This is a genomic window from Natrinema sp. 1APR25-10V2 (genome assembly GCF_031626495.1).
GTDB lineage: Archaea > Halobacteriota > Halobacteria > Halobacteriales > Natrialbaceae > Natrinema.
In genome coordinates this window covers 107,787-120,087 of sequence record NZ_JAMQOJ010000007.1, presented here as the reverse complement: position 1 = coordinate 120,087, position 12,301 = coordinate 107,787, and the positions used below count along the sequence as shown (strand labels likewise).

Below are 12,301 nucleotides of genomic sequence, written 5' to 3'. Positions count from 1 at the left end.
TTCGTTCCACCGCGTGCTTCCGATTCTATCACTGGTGGGGTATATAACTGCCCACGATATAGCGGGAACTGTCGATTCGATTGCCAATGTCCGGGAACCGTCACTACTATTGAACGTATGTCTCCCCTCTATCCGAGTGTAAGACGATGACCCAAAGTAACGCTCACCGACGACGGTTCTTGCAGGCGATGGGTGCGGCCGGCGCGCTGGCGGTGGCCGGCTGCCTGGGCGGTGACGAATCGGGCGACGGAGCGAACAGCGGAAACGGCGGAAACGACAACACGGACGAGGAGGGACTGCCGGCGGCGAAGTCGGTCGACGTCGACCAGATCGCACGCGACCCCACGGACATTCCAGACCCGGTCGACTGGAACTCGCCGCGGACACACGACGTGACGATCCAGACACAGAAGGTGACCGCGGAGATCGAACCCGGCGTCACCTTCGATTACATGACTTTCGAGGGGCAGGTGCCCGGACCGATGCTCCGGGTGCGCCGCGGTGACACGGTCAACCTCACCTTCGACGTCCCCGAGGACATGAACGCGGCGATGCACAACATGGACTTCCACGCGGTCTACGGGCCCGGTGGGGGCGCGGACGCGACGACGATCGCGCCCGACGACGACCCGACCCAGATCCAGTTCCGCGCGGAGTACCCCGGCGTGTTCATCTACCACTGTGCGGTCCCCGCGATGGACATGCACATCAGTAGCGGGATGTTCGGCTCGATCCTCGTCGAGCCCGAGGACGGACTGCCCGAGGTCGACCACGAGTTCTACCTCGGCCAGCACGAGATCTACACCACCGGCGAGGTCGGCCAGCAGGGCCACCACGGCTTCGACCACGACGCGATGAAGCGCGAAGAGCCCACCTACGTCGTCTTCAACGGCCAGGCCTACGGCTTCACCGCCGACGCCGCCGGCCCGATGAAAGCCAACACCGGCGAAACCGCCCGGGTCTACTTCGCCAACGGCGGTCCGAACCTGCTGAGCTCGCTCCACCCGATCGGCAACGTCTGGAGCGACCTCTACCGCGACGGCGACCTGCTCAGCGAACCCGCTAACAACATCGAAACCACGCCCGTCTCGCCCGGTACTACCACCGCCGGCGTCATGGAGTTCCCCGTGCCAGGCCCGGTCAAGATCGTCGACCACGCGCTCTCGCGAGTCGTCCACCGCGGCGCGCTCGGGATCGTCGACGTCGAAGGCGAGCCCAAACCCGAGATCTTCAATCCCGATCCGTGAGTCGTGACGGGCCATCCCGTCACAGACGGCCACGACTGGTGCATCGCTCTCTGACCCCACCCCACCCACACAATCATGACATCCACGTCTCGCCGCAGCGTCCTTCGATCGTCCGCCTGCGCAGCCGGGCTCGCCCTCGCGGGCTGTCTCGAGCGCGTCACCGATCGCTCGAGCGACGGCGACGACGAGGTGCCGGAGAACGCCGGCGAGCCGGGGACGCCCGCTGAGCGGATCACCGTGACGGCGTCGTCGGAACCGTACCCCGAATTCGATCCGCAAGTCGTCCACGTGGTCGTCGGCGGAACCGTCGAGTGGCTCGTCGAGACGGGGCGCCACGACATCACCGCGTACCACGAGGACGGTCACGAGCCACACCGCTCCCCGAACGGCGTCGCAGACTGGGGCAGCCCGCGACTGACCGGCGTCGGCTCGGAGTACGAGAAGACGTTCGATCAGGAGGGCGTCTACGATTACGTCGACACCCAGCAGGTCTGTACGTCCCACGAGGTCGCGGGGAACATCGGCCGCGTCGTCGTCGGCTGGCCCGACCCCGACGACGAGCCAGCGATGGCCGATCCCCAGCCCGACATGCCGTCACAGGCTGCCCGGGCGATCGAGATGTTCAACGAGCAAACGCGTCCCGTTCTCGAGGCGGGTTCGGACTCCTGACCGGCCCGCAGTCGCTCGAGAGCGGTGCAGTACTCCTGCTTCGGCCGCGAATAACGCTGACGACGACTCCCGGATTCGAGCCGAACAAGTTCGTATTATTTCCCGTCCCTCGAGAATCCTGGCGGCGTATTACCTCACTGAATACATAGATTCACCCGTACCATGACCCCGTCCGCTCCCCTCGACAGGCGAACGTTCCTTCGCGCGACGGGCGCGGCTGCAGTCGCCGCGTCCCTCGCGGGTTGTACACAGATGAGCACCTCCGGCGGCGACGATGACACCGTCCTCTCGCCGCCCGAGAACCACGACCGCATCAAGAACGCCGACCTCCCGCATCCGATCTACGGGGAGGCGATTCCCGAGGCGACCGTCCCGGCGCCGCTACACGACCGGTCGGTGACGACCACGGAGTTCACCGGCGACCGTCACGTCATGCTGACGTTCATCTATACCAGCTGTACGACGGTCTGTCCGGGGCTGACCGCGGCACTGCGCCGGGTTCAGGCCGACGCCCGCGAGCGCGGCTACGGGGACGAGATCGCCTTCCTCACGACGACGTTCGACCCCGAGTACGACACCGCCGAGGTGCTTCAGGAGTACGGCGAGAAACACGGCGTCGACTACGACGCCGGTAACTGGTACTTCCTGCGGCCGGAGACTCCCGAGGACGCCCGCGCCGTCGTCGAAGATACGTTCGGCGTCGCGTTCGAACAGGGCGGTGATTCGGGCGGAATGGGCGGCGACAGCATGAATAGTACCAACAGCACCGACGGGGGGATGAACGAGAGCGAGCACGGCGACCACGCTCGCCACTTCGTCCACACGTCGTTGATCCTGTTGGTGAACAGAGACGGCGTCGTCGAGCGGGCCTACACCGGCGGCTCCCCGCCCGGCAACGACATCTTGGAAGACGCCCGCGCCGTCGTCGAGGGGTGGTAGACCATGCGCCGTCGCGAGGTCCTCGCAGGAGCCGCCGGCCTCGCCGTCCTCGGCGGCGGCGCGGCCGCGGTCAACGGCTGGAACCCCCTCGAGAGCGGCGACGCCGTCGACCCGGTCGAACTCGAGACGATCGACGCGCCCGGAAGCGAGGCGGGAACCGCGGCCATCCCCGAGCGCGGTCGGGTGACGTTCGTCGAACTGTTCGCCACCTGGTGTACCGTCTGCGAAGGAATGATGCCCACGCTCGCCGAGGTCCACGAAGGCGTCGACGACGTGCAGTTCGTCTCCGTGACGAGCGAACCGGTCGGCAACACCATCACTCGCGACGACGTCGCGAACTGGTGGCGCGATCACGGCGGCAACTGGCCCGTCGCCCTCGACTCGGACCTCGAGCTGACGGAGGCGCTCGACGCCTCGGGGGTCCCCTACGCGTTCGTCATAGACGAGTCGAACGTCGTGACCTGGTCGGGCCGGGGCGAGAAGTCGGCCGACGAGATCGCGTCGGCCATCGCCGACGCGCGGGGTGAGTGAGATGGCGAGCGGCGAACTCGTCGGCGCGATGGTGTTCGCCCTCGGCGCCGGCGTGGCCACATTCTTCTCGCCGTGTGCGTACGCGCTGTTGCCCGGCTACGTCGGGTACTACGTCGCCGCGACCGGCGAGGAATCCCCGCCGCTGTCCGGGACCCTCGTCCGCGGGTTCGCGGCGGCGTTCGGGGCGATCGCCGTCCTCAGCGCGCTGTCGCTGGCCGCGCTCGTCGCCGGCGAAGCCGTCGGGCGAGTGCTTCCCCTGCTCGAGGTCGGCGTCGGAATCGCACTGATCGGACTCGGGATCTGGGTGCTCTACGGCGGGAGTGGCGCCGTCCACGTCCTCCTGCCCGAGCGTCGATCGACCGTCCTCGGGTTCGGGCTCTTCGGCGCGATGTACGCGCTGGCGGCGACGGCCTGCGTGCTGCCGCTGTTCCTGGCGCTGGCGCTGCGGTCGCTGACCATGCCGCCGCTCGAGACGGCGCTAGTGCTGGGCACGTACGCAATCGGCTTCGGCGTCCTCACGGTCGCGGTCACGGTGGCGACCGCGTTCGGCTACGCGCTCGGGGCCGGGCGGCTCGCCGGCTACGTCGACCGCGTGGTTCGCGTCGCGGGCGCAGTCCTCGTGGTCGCGGGCGTCGGCCAGCTGTACGTCGCCCTCGGCTGACCCGGCGGATAAGGGGTCTTTTTCAGTGCGAATCGCCGCGGAGCGACGCCGCTGTGCTCGCGCTACGCGCGGGGGAATATGTGCGGGAGAACGGCTATGCGGCTTTCAGAACGAGTTCCGGCCGAAGGAGATGACTGGGTCACACGCAGACGAACCGACACCGACGATGCAACGACTGTACAACCGTATCTGGCTCCTCGCAGCGGCGGCACTCGTGTTCTTCGCGATTTCGTACGTCGCGTGGGGATGGATCGACGTGTTCTCGGTCCCGATGGGGTGATTCGATGACGTCACCGATCAAACCTCCCGAAGGCAACTGGTGGAATCAATCCGTCAACAGACGCGAGTCGATCTGGCTCGGCCTCGGTGCCGCCTGGTCGCTCATCCTCTTCGGCTGGATGAGCGCCTGGACGCGCGTCGGCGATCAGAACCCGATCGGCGAGACGTTCGAGGTCGACGCCGAGAAGTATCAGGAGAAAATGAGCGCGTACAAGGAAGAGGCGACCGAGACCGAGAACGGGCTCGTCCCGCCGGGAACGGACGTCTACCTCAACGCGATGCGCTTCCAGTGGGACGGCGCACCGGTCGTCCTCGAGACGGGAACGGAGTACGACATCCACCTCAGTTCCCTCGACGTCCAGCACGGCTTCTCGCTGCGGCCCGAGGACGCGCTCAGCAAGCAGATCAACCTGCAGGTGCTGCCCGGCTACGAGTGGGTCGTCCCGATGACGTTCGACGAGCCGGGTACGTACCACATCATCTGTAACGAGTTCTGCGGCCAGGGGCACCGGACCATGCACGGCACGATCGTCGTGGAGGAGGGAGACTGATGGCACACAAACTAGACGTTCTCGGTCTGTTCGACAACGAGTATCGCGACGACGGCTTCCGGACCTGCTCCGTGACGGGGCTCGAGGTCCACCGCTCCGTCGATAATCACGTGAAGCTGTTCGGCCTGACGGCGGTCGTCGCCCTGCTGTACGGCGGAATATTCGCCTTTACAGTCGCGATGACCCGCTGGGAGGCGGTCGGCCTGCTCGGGCCCGACGCCTTCTACAAGCACCTCAGCCTGCACGCCTGGAATCTGCTGATCTTCTGGATGGTGTTCATGGAAATCGCCATCCTCTACGTTGGCGGCCCGATGGTGCTCGGCAGGCGCTTGCCGCTGACGAAGGTCGCGAAGGCCGGCTGGCTCGTCATGGCCGCCGGCGCGGTGTTGGTCAACTACTCGATCTGGACGACGCAGGCACCGAACGAACCGCCGCTGCTGACCGCCTACGTCCCGATGCCGATCGACCCGCTGTTTTACGCGGGCGCGATCGTCTTCATTCTCGGCACCGTCGTCGCGGCGCTGCCGTTCTTCGCGACGATGTGGTTCGAGAAGCGCGAGAACCCCGGCGGGACGCTGCCGCTCGTGAGCTTCGCCGCGTTCGTCACGTCGATCATCGCCGTCGAGGCGCTGGTCGGCGGGCTCGTGGCGTTCACGCCGGCGATGCTGTGGCGGCTCGAGATCATCGAGTGGTGGGACGCGGCCTGGTACCGCCAGATGTACTGGATCATCGGCCACGGTACCCAGCAGATCAACCTCGTGGCGATGATCGCGGTCTGGTACTTCCTGACTCACGTCGTCGCGGGCGCGGAGGTCGTCAGCGAGAAGGTCTCGCGGACGGCGTTCGTCCTCTACCTGTTCTTCATCAACCTCGGTGCCGCCCACCACCTGCTCTCTGATCCCGCGGTGTCGACCGGGTGGCGGCTCTGGAACACCTCGTACGCGTTCTACGGCGCGACGTTCGCGAGCCTGATCCACGCCTTCGCCATTCCGGCCGGTATCGAAGCCGGCCGCCGTAAGCGCGGCAAGGGCGGCGGCCTGTTCGGCTGGCTCACGTCGGCTCCGTGGACGAATCCGGTGTTCGCCTCGACGATCTTCTCGATCATCCTCTTCGGCTTCCTCGGCGGAACCACCGGCGTCATGATGGGGCAGTTGCAGCTCAACATGACCTGGCACAACACGTTCGCGACGGTCGGCCACTTCCACGGCACCGTCGTTCTCGGGACCACGGTCGCGTTCATGGGCCTGGTCTTCTTCGTGATCCGGACGATGTTCATGCGCAAGTACATCTCCGAGCGTCTCGCGTCGCTTCAGCCGTTCTTCTACTCGGGCGCGATGGGCGTGGCCGTGCTGATGATGATGTACGTCGGCATCCTCTACGGCATCCCGCGCCGGACCGCCGAGGTCGTCCGGAACATCCCGGGCACCGAGTTCAGCCTCTCGGCCGCGTCTCCGCTGTTCGCGCTCTTCGGGGTCTTCGCCCTGCTCGCCATCGCAGGCGGCGTCCTCTTCGTCCTCTTGGCGGTCGGCTCGCTGCTCTTCGGCGACCGCGTCGAGAGTCAGAGCGACAACGCCGATCTCGTGGCCGACGGCGGGCTGGCGATGGCCACCGATCCCGACGACCCCGTCCACGCCTACGAGATGCGCGGCACGTTCGTCCTGTGTCTGGTCTTCCTCGCCGCGTTCGTGGTCACCTACCTGCTGAACTGGTACCTGCTCACGCAGCTCTGGTCGATCGGGGCCTGACTACACCGTTCCCCTCTTCCCACCAATGACTTCACACACCGACGCCGATACGACCGCATCACCGCTGGCCTTCATCAGGCGCGTCCTCGGGCAGGCCTGGCGGGACCTCCTGAGCATCTACTACGCCAACACGACGATCTGGCGGCTGCTCAAGAGCGTCGGCTTGCTCTTCTTCGGGTTCTTCTGCTGGTCGGCGAGTAACCTCGTCCTCTCCTACGGGGTCGACTGGACGATTCTGCAGTATACGCGGGCCTACGGGTTCGTCCTCATCCTCTGGGGGCCGCTGACCCACGCCGTGATCGTCCCGCTGGTGATCCGTCTCCGGCGGACCGCGGACGGCGGTCTCACTCGGATGATCGCTCGTCAGGGGTCGAAGATCAACCTCTCGATCTTCCTCGCGATCGTCCTCGTCCTCGGGACGGCCCCGATCTCGCCCATGATGCTCGATTTCCAGTCGTCGATCGGGAGCGATTCGGCCTCGGACGTCAACCCCGATCTCGTGTGTACGCGAGCCGAGGGGACCGTCCACTGTCACCTCTCCGAATCGGAGGGCGTCGACGCCGTCGTCGTGACCAGCGGCGATAACGAGATCACACGCGTCGAGGAGCCGCCGTTCGAGTTCACGTTCCAGGAGAGCGAACTCGAGGAGGTCGTCGGCCAGAAGGAGTTCGTCGTCGAACTCCACGACGAGGACGCCGATACCGTGCGGCGGTATCGCCGGTATCTGTCGTCCGTTCCCGAAGAGTAGCGGCCGACCGGCCTCGATTCGAGACAGTCCGGTCGTCTCGATCTCTCGCTGTCGCTCACCACGGACCGAAGAACCGGTAGTGGCGAGTCGCTCGTGACAACGGACGCGGACTCGAGGGCGCGCACGAGAAACCGTTCCTACTGGATGGTCTCCGAATCGTCCGACACTCGGTCGTCGAGCCCCGTCGTGACGGCCGGTACCGTAAACGAGAAGATCGATCCCTCGCCGGGCTCGGAGTCGACCCAGATCTCGCCCCCGTGACGTTCGATAATGCGTTCACAGAGCGCGAGGCCGATCCCGGCACCGGCGTGTTTCTCGCGACTGTGGAGCCGCTGGAACACGTCGAAGATCTGTTCCTGATCGTCCGGAGCGATGCCGATTCCCTCGTCGGCGACGGACACCGTCCAGTAGCTCCCGTCCCGTTCGGCAGAGACGTGTATTCGCGGCGGCTCGTCGCCGCTGTATTCGATCGCGTTCGACAGCAGGTTCTGGAACACCTGCCGGAGCTGACTCGCGTCCCCCTCGACGCGGGGGAGCGACCCAACTGTGACCTCGGCGTCGCTCTCCTCGAGTTGCAGCTGCAGGTCAGCGAGTACGTCGTCGAGGACGCCCTCGAGATCGACCGGTTCGAGTTCGTCGCCCCGCGTTTCGACGCGGGAGTACGCGAGCAGCCCGTCGATCATCTCGCGCATCCGATCGGCGCCGTCGACCGCGTACGCGAGGAATTCCTCGCCCTCCTCGTCGAGAGCGTCCTCGTACCGCCGTTCGAGCAGTCGCAGATAGCTCGAGACCATTCGCAGCGGCTCTTGCAGGTCGTGGGAGGCGGCGTAGGCGAACTGCTCTAACCGTTCGTTCGACTGCTCGAGGTCGGCGATCAGCGCCTCGAGTTCCGTCTGATACTGCTGGCGCTCGATCGCCTCGGCGAGGACGTTGGCGACGCTCTGGACGAAATTGACGTCCTCCTCGGAGAACGTCTCGGGCTCGGTATCGTGGGTGCCCAGAATCCCCCAGGGTTCGCTGACCGGGCCGATGATGGTACTGATCCCGCTGCGGACGTCGTGGCTCCGCAGCAGATCGGGGCCGCTGAACCGCGTTTCCGTCTCGAGATCCTCGACTACGACCGGCCGATCGCTCGCGAGCGTGTACGCGGCCTGGGAGTCCGCTTCGACGGCCGATATCGTCTCTTCGCCGACGAGGCCGTCCGCCCAGCCGACGCCCTGCCGGAGCAGCAGCTCCTCGCGTCCGGCGTCGAGATCGAGCACCTTGCAGTAGTCGTTGTCGAGGACCGCCGCCACCTGCCGGCTCGCCTCGTGCATGAGTTCGTCGAGGTCGTCGGTCTCGAGGGCGAGCTGGCCGAGATCGGCGACGACCTGCTGCTGATGGGCGCGCGCCTCGAGCTCCCGTTCGTGGGCTTTGCGTTCGGAGACGTCGCGCCCGATACCCGCCAGAACCGGCTCGCCGTCCGGCGTCTCGAGCGCCGAGGCGGCGAACTCGTATGGGATGCGTTCGCCCGCTTTCGTGAGCAACTTCGCTTCGAACTGGAGGCTCCCGGTTTCGAACCCTTCGGCCATCGCGTCGTCGATCATCCCGCGGTCGTCGTCGGCGATGAATTCCGGGGCGTTCATCGACGCGATCTCCGCGTCCGTGTAGCCCGTTACCTCCCGGAGACTCTCGTTCCAGCGCTGGAGCGCTCCGTCCGTCTCGAGCACGTAGAAAATGTCGTGAACGGCGTCCAGCACGCGGTTCGTGTACTCCTGGGCGTGTTCGAGGCGCTCGTTCGAGGTTTCGAGTCGCGCGTTCGCCTCCTCGAGTCGAGCGACCGTCTCCTCGAGTTCCGACTGCGTGCCTTTCAGCTCCCGATTGCGTTGCTCGAGTTCCCGCGCTCTCGTTTTCGCCACCGCGTCGTTGATGCCGACGGCGAGACCGGCGACACTGGCGAGCGCCGTCAGAATGAGTATCGTCGACGGGTCGTTGACGAGTTCGCCGGGCTGGAGACTGTACAGCGTGAGGACACCGAACATGACGCCGAACCCGCCGAGACACCAGCCCGCAATGGAGTCGTGGAATTCGGGGAGGATACCGAATCGGGGCAACCGGTGCCCGGAATAGAGGAGAACGAACCCGGGTCCGGCGATGAGCAGCGAATCGACGACGACGTCCCACGGATGTGTCCCGTTTCCGATCTCGAGAAGCGTCCATCCTAAGGCGAGTGAGATATACATCGCTCCGAATGCGACGACGACGCGCTGCCCGTCGGCCCTGGAGATGACACGGTTCCACGTACCCACGGATGACCTTCCGGCGACAGTCGGTATGAGGGTTGCGCTCTATCATGTCACGTCGGGTACCGGCGTTCGGACGGGGAACCGTCACGGGCACCGGTAGTTACGTTGTCACAGGGAGCGTCGACTCCCTCAATTCTCGTCTGTTAGCACCGACCGCGAGGAGTTGACGACGACGATGGTACTGCTCGCGGCCATCGCGACCGCCGCGAAGAGGGGATTGATCAGCCCCGCCGCTGCTAGGGGAATCGCGACGGCGTTGTACAGCAGCGCCCAGGCGACGTTCTCGCGGATGCGTCGTCGGGTGCCGGCCGCGAGTTCGAACACATCGGAGACGGCACCGAGGTCGCTCGAGGTCACGACCGCATCGGCGGCGTCGGTCGCGCGGGCGGTTCCGTGACCGAGGGCGATCCCCACGTCCGCGGCGGCCAGCGCGGGCGCATCGTTCGTCCCGTCGCCCACCATCGCAGTCACGTTTTCGCGTGCGAGCCGTCGGACGGTCTCGACCTTCCCATCGGGTGGGACGCCCGCGAAGACCCGGTCGACCGCCGGATGCTCGCGGAACGTGGCGGTCGCGGCCTCGTCGTCGCCGGTCAGCACGACCACCTCGCGGTCGGCGACCGACTCGAGTACGTCGCGCCACTCGGTCCGCGCCCGGTCGCCGACGACGATGACTGCCCGCGCTCGACCGTCGTAGCCGACGACGACCGGGAGCCGCCCCGCCGCACGCGCGTTCTCGATCGCCCGCTCGAGGTCGGCCGGAACGGGGCCGACCAGCCGCTCGACGAGCGCGAGCGTCCCGACGACGCATCGCTCGCCGTCGACGGTCGCGCTCACGCCCTCGCCGGGGTGGCGCTCGAAGCCGGTCGGCTCGAACGCGGCCTCCGTTCCTATCGCATCGCAGCCGTCGGCTGGCTCGAGACGGCCCCCGTCGGACGCGACACGCTCGCTGTCCGCCGCTACCCGTTCGCCCTCCGCGTGAGCGACGATCGCGTCGGCGGCGGGATGCTCCGACAGGCGCTCGACGGCGGCGGCGCGCTCGACGGCCGCGGGCTCGCCGCGGACTTCGTGGACGGTCATCTCGCCGGCCGTCAGCGTCCCGGTCTTGTCGAAGACGATCGTCTCGACGGCCGGGGCCGACTCGAACAGGGTCGCGTTCGCGACGACGACCCCGCGCTCCAGGGCGTCTCGCAGGCCGGAGGCGACGGCCAGCGGTGTCGCGAGCCCCATCGCGCAGGGACAGGAGACGACCAGCACCGTCAGCCCCGTCAGCACCGCGTCGCCGACCGGCGTCCCCGTCGCGAGCCGCCAGCCCGTGACCGCGAGCGCGAGCGTCAGCACGAGCGGGACGAAGACCGTGGCGAGCCGATCGGCCAGTCGCTGGACGCCCGGCGTCGCGCTCTGGATCTCCCACATGAGCGTCGCGATGCGATCGATCGTGCTCTCGGCGTCCGAACCGACCTCGAGGACGAGCGCGCTGTCGGTCACGATCGCGCCGCCGACGACCCGGTCGCCCGGCCGCTTCGTGACCGGCAGGGACTCGCCGGTGAGGACGGACTCGTCGACCGCCGCGGTCCCCTCGCGGACCCTTCCGTCGATGGGAACCCGCTCGCCCGGTTTGACGACGACCTCGTCGCCGGGCTCGAGTCGATCGACCGGTACCGTTTCGGTCCCCTCGTGGGTTCGGCGGGTCGCGTCGCGGACCTGCGCGGCGGTCACGTCGGCCAGTAGGGCGGTCGCCCGGCGCTTGATCCGGCGCTCGTAGTAGGTTCCGAGGTTGACGACCATGATCACGGCGACGGTCACGTCGTAGTAGAGGTGGGTACTCCCCAGTACCAGCGCGACCGTGCTGTAGGCGTAGGCCGAGACGGCTGCGATGGCGATCAACAGGTCCATGTTCGGCTGGCCGACCCGCAGGCTGACGTACGCGCCCCGGAGGACGGGATACCCCGTGTAGCACAGCACGCCGGTCGTCAGCAGGCCGATGATCGCCATCGGGAGGTAGATCCCGACCGGCGAGGTCGCGTCGACGGAGAGGATTCCCGTCTCGATGCCGACGTAACTCGGGTAGAGGTAGAACAGGTACCACGGCATGATCAGCATCGCCAGGAAGCCACCGACGAGCAACCGCTGGACCAGTTCCTCGTCGCCCCGCCTCGAGCCCGCCTCACCGTCGCGGAACCGCGCCTCGTAGCCGTAGCCGGTAAGCGCCTCGGGGAGGTCGTCCTCGGTCAGCCGGTCGGGGTCGTAGACGACACGGGCGGTGTCGGTCGCGTAGCTCGCCTCGACGGTCAGCACCCCGTCCGCCTGCTCGCCCAGCAGGGAGACGAACCCCTCGCACGTCGCGCAGTGCATCCCTTCGATCGCTAGAAACGTCTCGGCAGCACCGTCGGGCACCTCGCGATCGACGGACTCGCCCGCGCGCTCGACGACGCTCGAGCGGTCCACGCCGTCGACCTCGGCGAGCGTCTCGTGGACCTCGAGACAGCCGCGACAGCAGAACGAGCCGTCGACGCCGTCGGCGGTCACCGGCTGCTCGGGCGTCGGGAGCCCGCAGAGCGCGCAGGAACTCATCTCATCTTCGATCATCGCGGACGCGACGGGTAGCGGTGGTGCCGAACACGTTCGCGGCCCCGTGGCCACGCTCGT

General features: G+C 67.0%; 11 protein-coding genes. 9 read left to right on the top strand and 2 right to left on the bottom strand.

The features are described 5' to 3' along the window. The first annotated feature begins 146 nt into the window (after positions 1 to 146). The 9 genes from nirK (at position 147) to NDO75_RS21140 (ending at position 7,370) form a co-directional block, all read left to right on the top strand. Positions 147 to 1,247 carry a copper-containing nitrite reductase gene (gene nirK / locus NDO75_RS21180; RefSeq protein WP_310908606.1) on the top strand — a complete coding sequence of 367 codons (1,101 nt, stop codon included), beginning with the start codon at positions 147 to 149 and terminating at the stop codon, positions 1,245 to 1,247. A gap of 75 nt (positions 1,248 to 1,322) precedes the next feature. After that, positions 1,323 to 1,916 carry a plastocyanin/azurin family copper-binding protein gene (locus NDO75_RS21175; protein ID WP_310908605.1) on the top strand — a complete coding sequence of 198 codons (594 nt, stop codon included), beginning with the start codon at positions 1,323 to 1,325 and terminating at the stop codon, positions 1,914 to 1,916. A 162-nt stretch (positions 1,917 to 2,078) separates the two neighbouring features. Next, complete coding sequence (locus NDO75_RS21170; RefSeq protein WP_310908604.1) at positions 2,079 to 2,855, top strand: SCO family protein; 777 nt, start codon at positions 2,079 to 2,081, stop codon at positions 2,853 to 2,855. A 3-nt stretch (positions 2,856 to 2,858) separates the two neighbouring features. Continuing rightward, the gene (locus NDO75_RS21165; RefSeq protein WP_310908603.1) at positions 2,859 to 3,386 is read left to right on the top strand and encodes a TlpA disulfide reductase family protein; all 528 of its coding nucleotides are present in this window, start codon (positions 2,859 to 2,861) and stop codon (positions 3,384 to 3,386) included. A gap of 1 nt (position 3,387) precedes the next feature. Continuing rightward, complete coding sequence (locus NDO75_RS21160; RefSeq protein WP_310908602.1) at positions 3,388 to 4,047, top strand: cytochrome c biogenesis protein CcdA; 660 nt, start codon at positions 3,388 to 3,390, stop codon at positions 4,045 to 4,047. Between the two features lie 130 nt (positions 4,048 to 4,177). Then, complete coding sequence (locus NDO75_RS21155) at positions 4,178 to 4,327, top strand: hypothetical protein (RefSeq protein WP_254763952.1); 150 nt, start codon at positions 4,178 to 4,180, stop codon at positions 4,325 to 4,327. Positions 4,328 to 4,331: 4 nt separating this feature from the next. Beyond that, a complete protein-coding gene (locus NDO75_RS21150) occupies positions 4,332 to 4,877 on the top strand; it encodes a cytochrome C oxidase subunit II (RefSeq protein ID WP_310908601.1) in 546 nt (181 codons plus the stop codon). After that, positions 4,877 to 6,622 carry a cbb3-type cytochrome c oxidase subunit I gene (locus NDO75_RS21145; RefSeq protein WP_310908600.1) on the top strand — a complete coding sequence of 582 codons (1,746 nt, stop codon included), beginning with the start codon at positions 4,877 to 4,879 and terminating at the stop codon, positions 6,620 to 6,622. The genes NDO75_RS21150 and NDO75_RS21145 overlap by 1 nt, the downstream gene beginning before the upstream one ends. Before the next feature lie 25 nt (positions 6,623 to 6,647). Further along, positions 6,648 to 7,370 carry a hypothetical protein gene (locus NDO75_RS21140; protein ID WP_310908599.1) on the top strand — a complete coding sequence of 241 codons (723 nt, stop codon included), beginning with the start codon at positions 6,648 to 6,650 and terminating at the stop codon, positions 7,368 to 7,370. Positions 7,371 to 7,507: 137 nt separating this feature from the next. On the opposite strand, the gene NDO75_RS21135 is transcribed toward NDO75_RS21140, so the two are convergent. Both NDO75_RS21135 and NDO75_RS21130 read right to left on the bottom strand, forming a co-directional pair. Then, the gene (locus NDO75_RS21135) at positions 7,508 to 9,658 is read right to left on the bottom strand and encodes an ATP-binding protein (RefSeq protein ID WP_310908598.1); all 2,151 of its coding nucleotides are present in this window, start codon (positions 9,656 to 9,658) and stop codon (positions 7,508 to 7,510) included. A gap of 126 nt (positions 9,659 to 9,784) precedes the next feature. Continuing rightward, positions 9,785 to 12,226: a heavy metal translocating P-type ATPase gene (locus NDO75_RS21130; protein ID WP_310908825.1), complete on the bottom strand. Its 2,442-nt coding sequence runs from the start codon at positions 12,224 to 12,226 to the stop codon at positions 9,785 to 9,787. Between the last annotated feature and the right edge of the window lie 75 nt (positions 12,227 to 12,301).